Origin of the sequence: Streptomyces sp. NPDC002809, from assembly GCF_040295435.1 — a bacterium.
Lineage (GTDB): Bacteria > Actinomycetota > Actinomycetes > Streptomycetales > Streptomycetaceae > Streptomyces.
This window is the reverse complement of sequence record NZ_JBEOVJ010000009.1, coordinates 68,579-84,139: the sequence shown is the minus strand read 5'-3', so window position 1 is coordinate 84,139 and position 15,561 is coordinate 68,579. Positions and strand designations below refer to the sequence as shown.

14 protein-coding genes are annotated in these 15,561 nt (G+C 71.8%); 4 read left to right on the top strand and 10 right to left on the bottom strand.

Annotated features, from left to right (window positions below):
* Positions 1-52: 52 nt before the first annotated feature.
* From ABT025_RS08550 to zapE, 8 genes are all read right to left on the bottom strand, one after another.
* Positions 53-1,426, bottom strand: a complete 1,374-nt coding sequence (locus ABT025_RS08550) for an alkaline phosphatase PhoX (protein ID WP_350991327.1) — start codon at positions 1,424-1,426, stop codon at positions 53-55.
* A gap of 81 nt (positions 1,427-1,507) precedes the next feature.
* Entirely contained in the window at positions 1,508-3,034 is a 1,527-nt protein-coding gene (locus tag ABT025_RS08545; RefSeq protein WP_350991463.1) for a sensor histidine kinase, read from the bottom strand.
* 23 nt (positions 3,035-3,057) lie between these two features.
* Complete coding sequence (locus ABT025_RS08540) at positions 3,058-3,777, bottom strand: response regulator transcription factor (RefSeq protein ID WP_350991325.1); 720 nt, start codon at positions 3,775-3,777, stop codon at positions 3,058-3,060.
* Between the two features lie 179 nt (positions 3,778-3,956).
* Positions 3,957-5,762 carry a CotH kinase family protein gene (locus ABT025_RS08535; RefSeq protein WP_350991461.1) on the bottom strand — a complete coding sequence of 602 codons (1,806 nt, stop codon included), beginning with the start codon at positions 5,760-5,762 and terminating at the stop codon, positions 3,957-3,959.
* 14 nt (positions 5,763-5,776) lie between these two features.
* Positions 5,777-6,454, bottom strand: coding sequence for a DUF4956 domain-containing protein (locus ABT025_RS08530; RefSeq protein ID WP_147969506.1), 678 nt, complete (start codon positions 6,452-6,454; stop codon positions 5,777-5,779).
* Positions 6,451-7,347 carry a polyphosphate polymerase domain-containing protein gene (locus tag ABT025_RS08525; protein WP_350991459.1) on the bottom strand — a complete coding sequence of 299 codons (897 nt, stop codon included), beginning with the start codon at positions 7,345-7,347 and terminating at the stop codon, positions 6,451-6,453. The genes ABT025_RS08530 and ABT025_RS08525 overlap by 4 nt, the downstream gene beginning before the upstream one ends.
* A gap of 218 nt (positions 7,348-7,565) precedes the next feature.
* A complete protein-coding gene (locus ABT025_RS08520; protein ID WP_148021515.1) occupies positions 7,566-7,991 on the bottom strand; it encodes an OsmC family protein in 426 nt (141 codons plus the stop codon).
* Between the two features lie 84 nt (positions 7,992-8,075).
* Complete coding sequence (gene zapE, locus ABT025_RS08515; RefSeq protein WP_350991322.1) at positions 8,076-9,170, bottom strand: cell division protein ZapE; 1,095 nt, start codon at positions 9,168-9,170, stop codon at positions 8,076-8,078.
* 35 nt (positions 9,171-9,205) lie between these two features.
* On the opposite strand from zapE, the gene ABT025_RS08510 reads away from it, so the two are divergent.
* From ABT025_RS08510 to msrB, 4 genes are all read left to right on the top strand, one after another.
* Positions 9,206-9,970: a pyrimidine reductase family protein gene (locus ABT025_RS08510; protein WP_350991320.1), complete on the top strand. Its 765-nt coding sequence runs from the start codon at positions 9,206-9,208 to the stop codon at positions 9,968-9,970.
* 148 nt (positions 9,971-10,118) lie between these two features.
* On the top strand, positions 10,119-10,571 hold the full coding sequence (locus ABT025_RS08505; protein WP_350991457.1) for an indole-3-glycerol phosphate synthase: 453 nt from the start codon (positions 10,119-10,121) through the stop codon (positions 10,569-10,571).
* A 41-nt stretch (positions 10,572-10,612) separates the two neighbouring features.
* Positions 10,613-12,007, top strand: a complete 1,395-nt coding sequence (murC, locus tag ABT025_RS08500) for a UDP-N-acetylmuramate--L-alanine ligase (protein WP_350991318.1) — start codon at positions 10,613-10,615, stop codon at positions 12,005-12,007.
* A 10-nt stretch (positions 12,008-12,017) separates the two neighbouring features.
* A complete protein-coding gene (gene msrB / locus ABT025_RS08495; RefSeq protein ID WP_350991316.1) occupies positions 12,018-12,422 on the top strand; it encodes a peptide-methionine (R)-S-oxide reductase MsrB in 405 nt (134 codons plus the stop codon).
* Positions 12,423-12,453: 31 nt separating this feature from the next.
* On the opposite strand, the gene ABT025_RS08490 is transcribed toward msrB, so the two are convergent.
* Both ABT025_RS08490 and ABT025_RS08485 read right to left on the bottom strand, forming a co-directional pair.
* Positions 12,454-12,915 (bottom strand): hypothetical protein, encoded by a 462-nt coding sequence (locus ABT025_RS08490; RefSeq protein ID WP_350991314.1) that lies wholly within the window; start codon positions 12,913-12,915, stop codon positions 12,454-12,456.
* A 94-nt stretch (positions 12,916-13,009) separates the two neighbouring features.
* On the bottom strand, positions 13,010-15,469 hold the full coding sequence (locus ABT025_RS08485; RefSeq protein WP_350991312.1) for a GTPase-associated protein 1-related protein: 2,460 nt from the start codon (positions 15,467-15,469) through the stop codon (positions 13,010-13,012).
* Positions 15,470-15,561 lie beyond the last annotated feature (92 nt).

Genomic DNA, 15,561 nt, shown 5'->3' with positions numbered 1-15,561 from the left:
GGGGCGGAGGCGTGGGCGGGCCGGTGCCGCCCCCGCCTCCTCGGTCAGCCGGTCAGCGCCACGGCCCCGTCACCGCGAACGTCGTCCCCGGCGTGTAGCAGTTGACGAACATCGTCTCCTGGTCCGGTGCGAACGTGACCCCGGCGAACTCGCCCCACTCCGGCTCCTCGGCCGTGCCGATGTTCTGCCGGCCGCGGGCCATCGCGTACACCTCGCCGCGGCGTGTCAGACCGAACACGTGCTGGGCCCCGCCGCCGTCCTCGCACACCATCAGCCCCCCGTCGGAGGCCAGACAGATGTTGTCCGGGGACTCGCCGGGCAGCTGGATGTCCGTGTCCGGGCCGAAGACGACGACCAGCGTCAGCCGGCGCCGTGTCGGCTCGTACCGCCACACCTGCCCGAAGTGGTCGGCGGCCGAGCCCTCCGCGCTGTGCGCGAAGCTGGAGACGAAGTAGACCGAGGAGCCGCCCCAGTAGCAGCCCTCCAGCTTCTGGCCGTGGGTGATGCCCTTCGGCCCGAAGTCCTGGAAGCGGATGGGCGTCTCGGCAGCCAGTGGATCCGGTACGGGGACCCACTCGATGCCCTCGAAGACCGTCCCGGTCTCCTGGACGGCGGAGAGGTCGGGGGTGCCCGGCACCCGCATGGCCTCCAGCCGGCCGCCGGCCCGGAGCGAGCCCGTGCCGCCGAGCGGCTTCTCCGGCAGGAAGCGGTAGAAGAGCCCGAACGGCTTGTCGAACGCGTCCTCGGTCTCGTACACGACGCCGTTGCGCGGATCGATCGCGACGGCCTCGTGCTGGAAGCGGCCCATCGCGGTCAGCGGCACGGCGCCGGTGCGGCGCGGATCGGCGCCGTCCACCTCGAAGATGAAGCCGTGGTCCTTGGTGTAGCCGTTGGTGCCGGCCTTGTCCTCGGTCTCCTCGCAGGTCAGCCAGGTGTCCCAAGGGGTGCGCCCACCGGCGCAGTTCACCGCGGTGCCGGCGATGGCGACGCGTTCCCCGAGGACGTTGTTGCGGCCGTCGAGCTCCAGGGCCGTGCAGCCGCCCCTGCCCATCGGGTCGTACGTGAGCCCCTCGACGGTCGGCACGGAGATCGCCGCGTCGACCCGGTTCTCATGGTTGCGCACCAGCCGGACGTGTCCGCGCCGGCCGGCGAAGGCGGCCATGCCGTCGCAGTGGCTGGGGACCGGGCCCTCGCCGGAGCGGAGCGGGTCGCCCTCCCGGGACAGCACCCGGTAGCGGAAGCCCTTCGGGAGATCGAGGAGTCCGTCCGGATCGGGCATCAGTGGGCCGTAGCCCGCGTGGCCGCGGGCGGCGGAGGTCCCTGCGAAGAGTTCGGTGAAGGCGCCGGTGAAGGCGATCGCGGCGGCGGCGCCGCTCGTGGCCAGGACTTGTCGTCGTGTCGCGAGACGGCGGGGTGCGGTTGACATGAGGCAACTCCCTGTTGGCGGACAGGTGACATGGCATCGTCAAAAGCAGGCCTGCCCGTTCGAGGCCTTCGGTGAACGTTTTCATGCTGGACCGGCCGGTTCCGTTCCGACGCTCCGGGGCAGCAGCAGCCGGAACACGGATCCGGAGCCCGGCCGGGTGTCGAGTTCGAGCCGCCCGTGGTGCGCCTCGGCGATGGTGGAGGCGATGGACAGACCGAGGCCCGAACGCGGCTCGGGGCCACCCGGCACCGTCGCGGGCCCGCGGTAGAAGCGTTCGAACACCTGCTGGGCGGCCTCGGGGGTCAGCCCCGGTCCGTCGTCGGCGATCTCGACCACGCACGCAGGAACGCCCGGGGGCAGCGGTCCCGTGGCGCTGCTGCGGCCCGCCCGGTCGGTCCCCCCGGTGGCCGGGCCGGTGCGTACCGAGCCGACCCGCACCTCCACGCGCGCGCCGGGCGGTGTGTGGACACAGGCGTTGGCCAGCAGGTTGGCGACCACCTGGGCGAGCTGATGAGGGTCACCGAGCGTCTCGACCACGTCGAGTGAGTCCTGTGAGCGGGAACCGTCCGGGCCCCCGCCGGCCAGCGGTGCCAGCCGTACATCCCGCCCCGGGTGCGCGACGACTGCCGCGGCGACGCCGTCGGCCGCCAGGGAGAGCAGGTCCACGGTCTCCCGGTGCGCCTCGGGCGCGTAACCCAGCTTGGCCAGCAGGAAGAGATCGTCGACGAGACGGCTCATGCGCTCCGCGTTCCGGGCGATCAGCTCGTGAGCCTCTCGTCGGCGCGCCGCCGGGGTGCGGGGATGCGCGACGAGCAGTTCGGCGAACCCCTGGATGGAGGTGAGCGGTGTACGCAGTTCATGGCCGGCGTCGGCCATGAAGCGGCGCAGCCGTTGCTCGGAGGCGTCCTTGCGGTGCAGCGCCGCCCGCACCTGGTCGAGCATCGTGTTGAAGGCGATACCGAGCCTCCCGGTCTCCGTACGCGGATCGGTGTCGGTGACGCTCAGGTCGGCTTCACCACCGGTGATGCGCAGTGCCGTGCGTTCCATCCGGTCCAGGGGGCGCAGCCCCAGGCGTACGGCCGCGCTTCCCAGCAGCCCGACACCCACGGCGGCGGCGGCACCGATGCCGATGCCGACCCACAGCAGTTTGGACGTGGCGCCCTCGACGGTGTCCAGGGGGAGTGCGACGACGACACGCAGTCCGTCGGGGCCCGTCCGGGCGATCACCCGCCAGTCCGACGTGCCGCGGCCGGCGGGCACGGTGGTGGGCCGCCCGTCCCTCAGCGTGAGGGCGGACGCGGCAGCGGGAAGCAGCGGGCTGCTGCTGCCGTTGCCCAGCGAATCCGGCCGGAGCCGTCCGTCGGCCCCGTAGAAGTAGACCCGGTAGTCGGAGGGCAGGGCGTCCTCGGGGGCGAACCGTTCCGGTCCCTGAGGCGCACTGCCGCGGGCCGGGTCGGTGAGCGAACGGGGAGGCGGGCCGAAACGGGTGAGACGGTGGTCGATCTGGCCGGTGAGCCATGAGCGCATGACCGCCAGCCCGGCGGCCTGGGAGGCCAGCACGGCGACCGTGGCCAGCACCGTGGAGATCAGCACCAGGCGGGTACGCATCGAACGGGGCCGCAGCCGGAGGGTCACAGTCCGTCCTCGCGGGGCAGCCGCAGGCAGTAGCCCACACCGCGCACGGTGTGGATCAGCGGCGGGCCGGTGTGATCGGTCTTGCGGCGCAGGTTCTTGATGTACGTGTCGACGATGCGGGTGTCCCCGGCGAAGCCGTACTGCCACACCTCCTGGAGGATCTCCTGCTTCTCCAGCACCTTCTCCGGACGGGACACCAGGCACACCAGGAGCCGGAACTCGGTCGGGGACAGCTGCACGGGCTGTCCGGCGCGGTGCACGGTGTGCCGGTCGCGGTCGACCCGCAGGTCCGCGTACCGCAGCGGGGGGAGCTCGGCCGGCGGCCGCGCGGAACCGCCGGTGCGGCGCAGGATGGCGCGGATGCGCAGCAGGATCTCCTGGATGTGGAAGGGCTTGGTGACGTAGTCGTCCCCGCCGGAGCTGAGGCCGATGATGCGGTCCTCGATGTCGGTGCGGGCGGTGAGGAAGAGCACCGGCGTGTAGTCGCCCCGGGAGCGGAGTTCGCGCGTCACGGCGAACCCGTCGGTGTCCGGAAGCGTCACGTCCAGCACGATCAGGTCCGGTCGGCGGCGGCCCGTCTCGACGACGGCCTCCCGGCCGTCCGACGCCGAGGCGACGCTGTACCCGGCCGCGGTCAGGGCCGAGGTGAGCAGGGTGCGGATGCTCGGATCGTCCTCGACGACCAGGACGGTGTGCCGGGCTGACTGCGCGCCCATCGGACGGATCACCTCGTGCGGTACGGACGGAACGCACGCCGGGCGGGGCGGCGCTGTGCGGTGCGCGGTGATGGTAGTGGCCGAACATGTGTGGATTCACAGGAACGACACCCCCCCGCACGGCGGTGGCGCGCCCGGGCACGGAAGGTCAGCCCTCCGCTCCCGGGCGCGCCAACCGGTCAGCCGGTCGCCTCCTTGCTCTTCGCCAGAGCCGCGGTGCGCTCGGTGACCGTGGTGCGCAGTGTGCCCACCACGGTGTCGACGTCCTTCACGGGCACGCCGGCCCGTTCGGCCTGCTCCGCAAGGTCCTTGAGCGTCTTCGTGGCCTTGCCGGAGGCGAAGAACTTCTCGTACAGGTCCTGGTACGCCTTCTTGTAGACCGCGTCGAAGGCGTCGAGCCCGAGGAAGCGCTCCTTGAGCGCGTGCCCGGACATCCCGCCGCCACCCTGGCCTCCGCGGCCCGCGGCGGGGTCCTCGTCGCCGCCGGCCGCACCGGGGCCGTTCGCCGTGCCGGGCATGTCAGGCATTCCCTGGGGCGCTTCCCCGGCCTGTCCGTCCTGCGCTCCGCCTTGTTGCCCGGCCCGGCCGCCCGGCCGGCCGCCGCCCATGCTCATCTCGTCGTCCGGCCCGGCGGTCGCGTCCCCGCTGAAGGTGAGGTTGTAGTCCCAGCCGAGGACCGAGAACTTCTTGGTGTTCAGGTCGTACCCGAGGAGGTAGTTCTTTCCCGGGCCGGCCATGTCGTCGAAGTTCATCAGCAGGTTCTGCGTCGCGACGTAATGGGCGAACGAGTCGACGTCGACGTACTTGTCGAGGTCGGCGGCGAACTCCTTGTCCGAGGAGTTCTCCACCCACTTGGTCAGCTTCATCACGGGTTCGAGGTCCTGGCTGCCGACCTTGTTGAGCTGGCGGAAGGACGTCTCGTACTTCGAGGGATCGTCCCCCTGGTAGGCGAAGGTGCCGCCCGCCCTGGCCTTGTACACCACGGACTCGCCCTCGACCGCCTCGGCGTAGTCGGTGTCGGGGTTCTCGACCATCAGGCGCACGGCCGTCGGCCGGTTGTTGACCTTCAGGGTCGAGAAGCCGTACCGCTCGGCCGGCTCCCCGGTCCCGTCGATCAGCGAGAGCGCCAGCGCCTCGTTGACGGGCACCTGGGCGTTGGCGCCCGGACGCAGGGAGATCTCCCGCTCGCCCTGATAGGCACGGCCCTCGACGTACTCGTCGATCTTGATGAGCCAGGGGAGCTCTTCGGGCTTGTCCGCGGAGAGGTTGTACTGCGTCATCCCGCCGCCGGCCCGGCCGCCGCCCGTCTGTCCCGCGCCCTCGGCCTGCCCCGCACCGGCCGTTCCGCCGCCTGCCGCCTGCCCTTCGGAGCCGGCCGTCTGTCCCGCGCCCTGCCGGCCGGGGGCGCCGCTGCCCTCCGGCGCGGGGGCGCTGCCGCCCTGCTCGCCGCCCTGGCCGCCGGGGAATCCGCCCTCGGTCGTGCCGCCGGGGAATCCGCCCTCGGGCATTCCGCCCTCCGGCATACCGCTGGGGAATCCGCCTTCGGGCATCCCGCCGCCCCCCGCACCGCCCCGGCCGCCGCCGGGCATCCCTCCGGTGCCCTGAAGGGACCTCAGGGTGGAGTTCCCCTTGAGCCGGATTCCGACGTCCCTCAGGTAGACCCCGTCGATGGTGAGGTCCGCCGGGATCGAGTCCTTGGTCCCGTCCTTCTTGAACTCCTTCATCATCTTGTCGAAGTCTGTCTGGTTGTACTCCAGTTGGATGGAGTGCCGCACCGCCGTGTCGTACAGCCCGACCGTTCCCCCGACGTTCTCGGTGATCGTGTCGGCCTCGACCCGGGACGCGGAGGTCACGTACGGGGAGATGCGCGCGTCGCCGAACGCGTACAGCATCACCGCGAGCCCCGCGCACAGAGCCCCCGCCGGCTTCCAGTGGTGCCGCAGCCGTACGGGCACGCGGTCGCGGAGCCGTCGCGTCCGGGGCATGCCGTCGCCGGGGCTCACAGGTCGGTCGTGTCGTAACCGGTCAGCACCGTCACCCGCTGGCCGGACGTACGCTCCTGCAACGCGGTGACCAGGTCACCGGGCTCGGTGCCCTTCTTCATGCGGACCGTGTAGAACACCTCGTTCAGCGCCCCGCCCCGGATCGTCTCGGTGCTCACCAGCTCGAACTCGGTCGTGTACTTGATCAGGACGTCACGTATGCCCGGGGTGTAGTCCTCGCCAGCCGGGACCTGGACCTTGACGACCTGGCGCTGGACGTTCAGGGCGAACCAGTCGAACTTGTGCATGATGACGACCACGACGCAGATGACGACCGCGCCGACCGCGGCCAGCGTGTAGAAGCGGGCGCCGCAGGCCATGCCGATCGCCATGGCCAGGAAGATGAAGCCGACGTCCCGGGTCTCCTTGACCGCGTTACGGAACCGGACCACGGACAACGCGCCGACCAGCGAGAACGCCCGCGCGAGGTTGGACCCGACGACGAGCATGATCAGCGCCACGATCATGCCGACGATGACGAGGGTCTGGACGTAGGACTGGCTGTAGGAGACGTTCCGGTGGGTGTACCGGTAGACGTAACCGATCACCGTGCTCAGGACGAACGACAGCACCATCGCCGCGACGACGTCGGTGACGCTGAACGTCCCGCTGAGTTCCTGCAGATCGAAATTCACTGTGCTCCTGCTTTCACCGGCGACTCGTGCGCCGGCAGCTGCGTGTCGAGGGGGTTGGCGGGCCGGGAGAAGTCCGCCTCGTCGAGATGGAAGACGGACCGGGGCGCCAGTCCGAACGCCTCGATCGACTGGACGTACTTGGAGACCCGCACGAGGCTGAGGTTGCGACGCGCGGCCAGGTCGGTGATCCAGTGCGGGGTGCGCTCGTTGACCTTGATCTCCATCACCGACATGTGCGGCGGGATGGTGAACCGGTTCTCCGGATTCGGCTGACCGAGGTGGAAGTCCCGGTCGCGGCCACGGACGCGCCGGTCGAAGGTCACGCGCAGGCCCGTGTCCGAGCCGCGCCCGACCAGCGCCTCGCGCTGGTAGCCGGTGATCGCGGTCGGCCGCAGGTTCAGCCGTACGACCAGGTCGAGCACCTCGTGGATGAAGGCGCGTTCCTTCGCCGTGTGCTCCACCAGCTCGCGCCCGTCGCAGAGCTGACGGGCCGTGCCGTACGGGAGGGTGATGCGGCGCTTCTGCGTGACCCGGTTGACGCGCTGCTTGATCTCGACGCACACCGGCGACGCGTCGGAGACACCGTCAGGATCGCCGTAGTGCCGGATGCGCAGCTTGCGGCGGAACTTGAGACCCTCGATCTTCTCCCAGTAGAACCGGAGCTCCGGTGAGTCGTAGTAGAGGCTCCACACGCCGTAGCCGCCGGCCGGACTGTTCAGGTCACGGTCCATCCGCTCCGCGAGTTCGTCGCGGATCTCCGCGGCCAGGTCCACCGGGACCAGGTACTTGAGCTCGTATCTGTTGAACGCGTGCAGTCTGCTCGCGACATGCAGTGGTGGGGGGTCCTCCTCGTCCTCGGGATGGCCCTGGGCGGGCTCCCGGGACGGAGCCATGTCGGTGTGCGACACCGCGCGCCTCCTTCGTCGTCCGTGCCGGACCGGCCGGCGCGGATCACGCAACCAACGGCGGATGAGGAAGCGATGAGAATCGCGGGTGTATTGCAGGAGGATTCAAGATGGCCGGAAGGTGAACACGGCCGGGTCTCGTCGGTGCGGACAGCACTGTCCCCGGGCGGCAGACGCCGGCCCGGGGACAGTGGGGTGGAGCGTGATCAGGCGAGCGAGGCGCTCAGCGTGATCGTCGTGCCCGTCAGCGCCTGGCTGACGGGGCAGTTCGCCTTCGCGTCCTCGGCCGCCTTGACGAAGCCCGCCTCGTCGAGACCCGGCACCTCGCCCTGGACGGTGAGGTGGATCCCGGTGATGCCTGTGCCGGGCTGGAAGGTGACCTCGGCCTGGGTGTTCAGCCGGGTCGGCGGGGTGCCGGCCGTGGCGAGACCGTTGGAGAGCGCCATCGAGAAGCAGCTGGAGTGGGCCGCGGCGATCAGCTCCTCCGGGCTGGTCTTGCCGTTCGCCTTCTCCGCGCGGGACGGCCAGGAGACCGGGTACTCCCCGATTCCGGAGGAGTCGAGGGTGACGACACCCTTGCCCTCGATCAGGTTGCCTTCCCAGACCGTGTGCGCCTGACGCGTGGTAGCCATGCTGGTTCCCTTCAAACGGAATGCGCGGTTGTACGGGGGTGGTGAGGCACTCCGTCGTGTCTCACCGTTGTCACGTCCCCGAACCTACTGCGCCACCAGCCCCTTCGCGTCACGCGCCAGCGCCGTCAGTCGGGAGATTGCCCGGAAGTACTTCTTCCGGTACCCGCCGTTCAGCATTTCCTCGCTGAACAGCCGGTCGAACGGCATCCCGGAGGCGAGTACCGGAACCTCCCGGTCGTACAGCCGGTCCGCGAGCACCACGAGCCGCAGCGCGGTCGACTGGTCGGGCACCGGCCGCACCTCGGTGAGGCACACCGCCCGGATGCCGTCCGTCAGCGCGCCGTACCGGCTCGGATGGACGCGGGCCAGATGGTCGAGCAGCGCCGGGAAGTCGTCGAGGCTGGCACCCTCGGTCGCGTACGCGGCCCTGGTGACCTGCTCCTCGGAGTACGGCGGCGGGGCGTCGGGCAGTCCGCGGTGGCGGTAGTCCTCGCCGTCGATGCGCAGCGGGCGGAAGTGCGAGGACAGTCCCTGGATCTCCCGCAGGAAGTCGGCCGAGGCGAACCGGCCCTCGCCGAGCTTGCCCGGCAGCGTGTTGGAGGTCGCGGCGAGCGCGACGCCCGCCTCGACCAGCCGGCTCAGCAGCGAGGAGACCAGCACGGTGTCGCCCGGGTCGTCGAGCTCGAACTCGTCGATGCACAGCAGCCGGTGCCCGCTCAGCGTCTGCACGGTCTGCTGGAAGCCCAGCGCGCCCACCAGGTTCGTCAGCTCCACGAAGGTGCCGAACGCCTTCAGCGAGGGCGCGGCGGGCGTGGCGTGCCAGAGGGAGGCGAGGAGGTGGGTCTTGCCGACGCCGTAGCCGCCGTCGAGGTAGACCCCGCGCGGGCCGCTCGGCGCCGCGGCCTTCCTGCCGCCGAACCACTTGCGCTTTCCGGAACCCGTCGCGTGCGCCCCGCCGAGCCCGGTCGCGAAGTCGGCGAGGACCTTGACGGCCTCGATCTGGCTCGGCTGGTCGGGGTCGGGGACGTACGTGTCGAAACGCACCGAGTCGAAGCGCGGCGGCGGCACCATCTCGGCGACCAGCCGGTCGGCGGGGACGTGCGGCTCAAGGGCGCACAGGGACAGCGGGGCCGTTTCGGCTATGGGGCTGGACCCCGGCACGGCGGTGGAGGAGGACACAACTCCCCAGCTTAGAGCGTGTCAGACTGCGGAACATGCGACGCCTGTTCCCTGTGACCGACCTGACAGCCGCCGACGATGTGGGCGAGTGGAGTCTGGACTCCCTCGCCGACGCCTACGCCTACCCCGAGAGCGACGGACCCTGGCTGCGCGCCAACATGGTGTCGACCCTCGACGGCGCCGCCCAGCACGAGGGCCGCTCGCAGCCGATCTCCTGCGAGAGCGACATGCGGATCTTCGGCACTCTGCGGGGTCTGGCGGACGTGGTGATCGCGGGCGCGGAGACCGTACGGCTGGAGGGTTACCGCCCCGCCCGGGCTCGGGAGGCCTTCGCGGCGCGGCGGGCGGCGGCCGGCCAGGGGCCCGCGCCGGCCGTCGCCGTGGTGAGCGGCAGCCTCGACCTGGACTTCTCGCTGCCGCTCTTCGTCTCGCCGCTGGTCCCGACGCTCGTGCTCACCGGTGCGGGAGCGCCGCCCGACCGGATCGAGACGGCCCGGAAGGCGGGCGCCGACGTGGTGATCGCGGGGGAGGGCTCCCGGGTGGATCCCGCCCGCGCCGTGCGGGAACTGGCCGACCGCGGGCACCGGCGACTGCTGACGGAGGGCGGGCCCCGGCTGCTCGGCCAGTTCGTGGCCGCGGGCGTGCTGGACGAGATGTGCCTGACCCTGGCGCCCATGCTCACGGCCGGCGACGCGCAGCGGATCGCGGGTGGCCCTTCGGTGGCTGTGCCGGAACGATTCGCCCTGGCATCACTGCTGGAAGAGGCCGGGTTCCTCTTCTCTCGGTACCGTCGGATCTGACAATCGGCGGAATATTCCGTTCCGGTTAGCGTTCGGTGGGCAGAATGGATCTCGCAGACCCCGTGCGAGCACGGGGAAGGATGGTTTCAGCAGTGATCGACGACGGTCACTGAAGCAGAAGGGCCCTGTGGTGTTCACCAGCGTTTTGATGATCGAGAAGCCCCTCACTTCCGAGGACGTCGAGTTCGTCACCACCCTGCACGGGGAGGAGCAGATCTCCTTCGTCGTACTCATGCAGCCGCGTGGTGACCAGGCGGATGTGCTGTTGCGGGCCATCGACGACCTGGCGATGGGCGAACTGAAGGAAGCGGCCCGCGAGAGCGAGGAGCCGGAGGGCAAGAACGCCAGACAGTCCGCCGAACTCGCACTGGAGGTGTCCCTGGAGGCCCTGCGCCAGGCGGGCTGCGAAGCCGTCGGACAGGTGATCGAGGACCACCCCCTGGACAAGCTCACGTCCGTCGTCGACGAGGCGGAGGCCGACGAGGTCATCGTCCTGACCGCCCCGCACTACGTGGAGGAGTTCTTCCACCGCGACTGGGCGTCCCGAGCCCGCCACAAGGTCGGCGTACCGGTGCTCAAGCTCTTCGCGCACAGCGAATAGGCTGGGAGGCCATACCCGTACGCACCCTGGGAGACACACGCATGGCACCCGGTATTCCTGCCGCCATGGAACGGCCGCACTTCATCGGCATCGGCGGCGCCGGAATGTCGGGCATCGCGAAGGTCCTCACCCAGCGGGGTGCGAACGTCGCGGGCAGTGACTCCAAGGAGTCCGCCACGGCAGAGGCGCTGCGCGCGCTGGGGGCGACCGTCCACATCGGGCACGCCGCCGGCCACCTGGCCGACGACGCCACGTGCGTGGTCGTCTCCAGCGCCATCCGCGACGACAACCCGGAGCTGGTGCGCGCCGGGGAGCTCTCGATCCCCGTCGTGCACCGCTCCGACGCCCTCGCCTCGCTGATGCAGGGGCTGCGGTCCATCGCCGTCGCGGGCACCCACGGCAAGACGACCACCACGTCGATGCTGGCCGTCGCCCTCACCGAGCTGGGTCTCGACCCCTCGTACGCGATCGGCGGCGACCTGGCCGGACCCGGCACCAACGCCACCCACGGCGAGGGCGCGATCTTCGTCGCCGAGGCCGACGAGAGCGACCGGAGCTTCCAGAAGTACGACCCCGAGGTCGCGATCGTCCTCAACGTCGAGCTGGACCACCACGCGAACTACGCCTCGATGGACGAGATCTACGACTCCTTCGAGACCTTCGCCGGCAAGATCGTCCCCGACGGCACCCTGGTGATCTCCGCCGACCAGTCCGGCGCCGTCGAGCTGACCGGCCGGGTGCGTGACCTGTCCGCGCTCAAGGTCGTCACCTACGGGGAGTCCGAGACCGCGGACGTACGCGTCCACAAGATCACCCCCCGCGGTCTGACCAGCGAGGTCACGGTCGTCCTGAACGGGAAGTACCTCACCTTCACCGTCTCCGTCCCCGGCCGCCACTACGCGCTGAACGCGGTGGCCGCCCTCGCCGCGGGCGTCGCCCTCGGTATCCCCGCCCACAACCTGGCCTCGGCCCTCGGCAAGTACACCGGCGTCAAGCGCCGCCTCCAGCTCAAGGGCGAGGCGGCCGGTGTCCAGGTCATCGACAGCTACGCCCACCACCCCACCGAGATGACGGCCGACCTCGAAGCGATGCGCGGCGCCGCCACCGACGCCCGGATCCTGGTCGTCTTCCAGCCCCACCTCTTCTCCCGCACCCAGGAGCTGGGCACCGAGATGGGCCAGGCCCTCGCGCTGGCCGACGCCTCCGTGGTCCTCGACATCTACCCGGCCCGCGAGGACCCGATCCCCGGCATCACCAGCACCCTGATCATCGACGCCGCGCAGGCCGCCGGCGCCGACGTCACCGCCGTGCACGACAAGGCGACGGTCCCCGGGGTCATCGCGGGAATGGCGAAGCCCGGCGACCTCGTTCTCACCATGGGGGCGGGCGATGTCACGGACCTCGGCCCGCAGATCCTGGACCACCTGTCGAGCTGAGGGAGCCACCGTGCCGTACGACATCGAGAAGCCGGACGAGCAGTGGCGGGAGGAACTCACCCCCGCCGAGTACGCCGTCCTGCGCAAGGCGGGCACCGAACCGGCCTTCGCCGGCGAGTACACCGACACCAAGACCACGGGCGTCTACTCCTGCCGCGCCTGTGACGCGGAGCTGTTCCGCTCCGACACCAAGTTCGAGTCGCACTGCGGCTGGCCGTCCTTCTTCGACCCGAAGGACACGGACGCGGTCGAACTGATCAAGGACCGCAGCCACGGCATGGTCCGCACCGAGGTCCGCTGCGCCCGCTGCGGCTCGCACCTGGGCCATGTCTTCGAGGGCGAGGGCTACCCGACCCCGACGGACCAGCGGTACTGCATCAACTCGATCTCACTGCGGCTGACGCCCGACGCCTGAGAACCGGCCCGAGGAGGACTGACGCGACGCGTCAGTCCTCCTCCGGCGTCTCGGGCTTCAGCAGCGGGTGCACCACACCGGGGAAGACCCGGGCCCGCACGACCTCCTCGGCCGAACCGCCCTGGATCACGGTCTCCGCGACACCCCAGGGCCGGCCGGGCAGCTGGACGATCAGCGTGTACGAGGCGGAGCAGCCGGTGCACTCGTAGCGGTCGACCCACGTCTCCACGTCCGTGGCACTGCCGGGGTACCGCGCCACGTGCCGATGCCGGGCGTGGCACCGCTCGCACGTCTCGCCGGGCTCGCACGTGCCGCCGCAGGGGCAGGGCACGTCGAAGGATTCGGCCGGGCGCCAGCGCTGCGTGAGGACGGCGTCACGCGTGGCGCCCATGTCCTTCATCGCCTTGAGGTTGCGGGCGGCCACGTTGTACGACTCACCGGTCGCCGCCATCCGGTCGCGGATCACGTCCTTGCGCCCACGGTTCGTCGTCATCTGTTCCTCCTGGGGGTGACGGCAGGCCCCAGGCCCACGAGATCGTTGTGCCCCAAAGGTACCCGGCGGACGGTGCCCCCGACGACTCGCGCCGTCACCCCCGGCGCACCCGCCCCGCGATCCGCCGCCCGATCCGCCCCAGGGTGCCCCGGCCCCGGCGGTTCCAGTCGTGGAAGGCCTCCGCCCGGCCGCTGCTCCCCGAGCGCCCCACGGCCTCCTCCACCGCCGCGACCCCGTCGGCGGAGAGCGTGCGCACGGCGGGGCGCAGCACCTCCTCCAGCAGGGCGTCCGCGGCCCGGCTCCACTCCGCTCCGGCGTGCGGATGAGCGGTCCAGACGGCGAAGCAGTCCGCGGCGTACGCCGGTTCCGCCTTCAGGCGGGAACGGACACCGGCCTCGCGCGCGGCCCGGTCGTACGCGGCGACGAGGTCCGGATCGCCGCTGTGCACCAGGGCGTACAGCTCGGCCTCCGGCCGGTCCGGCGCGAGCAGCCGCGTGGCAAGCGCCCCGTACGCATGGCCGAGCACCTCCGGTTCCACCGGCTCGGCGCCCCTGCGCAGCGCGCGGGCCCGCTCCGCCCACTCCGGTGCCGCCGCGTCCGACCGGATCTCGCGGGCGAACTCCAGGAGCAGCAGGGCCCCCCGTTCCCGGCCCGTGATCTCCTGCGGGAAGCCGCGCAGCAGGTCATGGGCGAGCTCCGGCGCCTCCTCGTCGGCGGCGGGCGCACCGAGCGCCGCGGCCACCAGGTGCGACCAGGTGCCGGCCGTCCGGTGGGCGTCCGACGTGGCGGCCTCCAGCAGCAGCCGGCCCTCGCCCGCCGTCATCGCGCCCTTGCCCGCGCTCTCCTCCCACACCAGCCCCACGGCCGTCCGCAGCACCAGCGGCTCCGCGAACGGCGACATCCCGGCGGCGCGGAGCACCCGGTGCACCGCGCCCACCCGGTCCGCTCCGCAGCCGGCCTTGGCCTCCGGCGCCTCGGCGCACATCCGCAGATGCGGCAGCAACTGGGTGCCGGTGAAGGGCAGCGGAACCCGGCCCAGCAGCCGCTCGACCCCCGACGGGTCCTGCGGCGCGATCCGGTCCAGCGCACCGAGCAGAGCCGTACGGACGTCGAACTGCTCATCCATCAGCTCCAGCAGCGCGGGCGCCCAGCCCGGCTCGCCGTCCCCGGGCTCCAGCAGGGCGGGCGCGAGCCGGCGGACGACCGCGGGCAGCAGCTCCGCGCAGTCCACACCGAGCAGCCGGGCCACCCGCAACAGCTGCACCGTCCTGGCCACGTCGAGACCGACGCCCGCGCCGCTCAGCTCGGTCAGGATCTCCGGGCCCAGCACCGAGGCGACGGCCGCGCCCTCGGGACCGCTGAAGGCGGTACGGCCGGGCAGCTCCACGGAGCCGTTGCCGCCGCGGACCGCCTCCGTGACCAGCATCGCGGCCAGCGGGGCCGTGGTCGTCGCGGGGGAGCGGCCGTCGAGTGCGGCGAAGAGCCGTCCCGCGGCGTCGAACTCTGGGCCGGTGCGGTCGTCGACCCCCGGCGCGGTCAGTGCGTCGACCAGCTGCCGGGTCCGCTTCGCGTCCAGCGCGTAGGGCCGCTCGGCGGCCCAGCCGGCCGCGGCGGCGCGCCCGCCCGTCCCCAGGGCGATGCCCGCGCACAGGGCCGTCACGGCCACCGGTCCTGCCGCGAACGGCTCCCCGGGCAGCTCCGCGGCCTCCCGGAACAGCTCCGGCGCGCGGCTCCGCCAGATCCGGGCGGCCGTCTCGGCCCAGGCGTCGGCCACGGTCCCTTCCGGGCGCGGACCGGTGCAGGTGTGCACGTGGACACCGGAGCCCGTCAGCTCGTGCGCGTCCTGCGGCAGCACTCCGACGATCTGCTGCGGGGCGCGCTGCGGGTGACGGGTGTAGGTGGTGAACGTCAGCCGTTCGGCGAGTTCGTCGGGCAGCGCGACGCAGGCCAGCGCGACCCACCGGGCCACGTCCGCGCTCTGCCGCTCGACGAGCACGACCCGGCCGGCGTCGTCCTGTCCGTACAGCCGGCGCAGGTCGGCCAGCACACCGGCGAGCCAGGGGCCCCGGGAGACGGCGAAGTCGTTGAGCCCCTCGCGGTCCCGGGCGTGACCGGTGGCGGGCAGGGCGGCGAGGGGGCCGGGCAGCGTACGGTCCGGTGTCGTGGCGGCCCAGCGGGCGGACCGGCAGGCGGTGATCGGGAGGGCGCCGCCCGGCAGCCGGGTGCCGGCGGGGAGATGGACGGCGTGCGCGTGGAAGCCCACGGCGGAGGTCGGTGCGGGCTGCACCGCCACGGTCCGGGCCAGCAGATGACTGCCGTCGGAGAGCACACTGAAGCTGAACGCCTCGGGCAGGGCACGCAGTGCGGCGTCCGAGAGCCGGGGCGCGGTGCCGGCGGGTGTCTCGTAGGCCAGGAGCGGGCCGGCCTCGGTGAGTACGGACGCGGGTATCGAGGCGTCAACTGCCGTGAACCGGGCCGGTATCGGTTCGTCCTCGCCGGTGCCGGGGCCGTTCCCGCCGGTTGCGGAGGTGTAGTGCAACTGCGCGAGGCTCATGCGTCGGCTCTCTTCGTCCCTGCCGTGAAGGTCCCCCTGCCACCCGCACCCGCCGTCCCGTGGTGGCAGCGCCGTCCCGGCAGAGCGACGAC

Excerpts from the sequence above, each read along its gene's own strand:
- ABT025_RS08485 (WP_350991312.1), bottom strand. The coding sequence starts at position 15,469 with ATGAGCCTCGCGCAGTTGCACTACACCTCCGCAACCGGCGGGAACGGC.
- ABT025_RS08525 (WP_350991459.1), bottom strand. The coding sequence starts at position 7,347 with ATGGCTCCGTCCCGGGAGCCCGCCCAGGGCCATCCCGAGGACGAGGAG.
- ABT025_RS08550 (WP_350991327.1), bottom strand. The coding sequence starts at position 1,426 with ATGTCAACCGCACCCCGCCGTCTCGCGACACGACGACAAGTCCTGGCC.
- murC (WP_350991318.1), top strand. The coding sequence starts at position 10,613 with ATGGCACCCGGTATTCCTGCCGCCATGGAACGGCCGCACTTCATCGGC.
- ABT025_RS08540 (WP_350991325.1), bottom strand. The coding sequence starts at position 3,777 with ATGGGCGCGCAGTCAGCCCGGCACACCGTCCTGGTCGTCGAGGACGAT.
- ABT025_RS08535 (WP_350991461.1), bottom strand. The coding sequence starts at position 5,762 with ATGCCCCGGACGCGACGGCTCCGCGACCGCGTGCCCGTACGGCTGCGG.
- ABT025_RS08505 (WP_350991457.1), top strand. The coding sequence starts at position 10,119 with ATGATCGAGAAGCCCCTCACTTCCGAGGACGTCGAGTTCGTCACCACC.
- ABT025_RS08490 (WP_350991314.1), bottom strand. The coding sequence starts at position 12,915 with ATGACGACGAACCGTGGGCGCAAGGACGTGATCCGCGACCGGATGGCG.
- ABT025_RS08510 (WP_350991320.1), top strand. The coding sequence starts at position 9,206 with ATGCGACGCCTGTTCCCTGTGACCGACCTGACAGCCGCCGACGATGTG.
- ABT025_RS08545 (WP_350991463.1), bottom strand. The coding sequence starts at position 3,034 with ATGCGTACCCGCCTGGTGCTGATCTCCACGGTGCTGGCCACGGTCGCC.
- ABT025_RS08520 (WP_148021515.1), bottom strand. The coding sequence starts at position 7,991 with ATGGCTACCACGCGTCAGGCGCACACGGTCTGGGAAGGCAACCTGATC.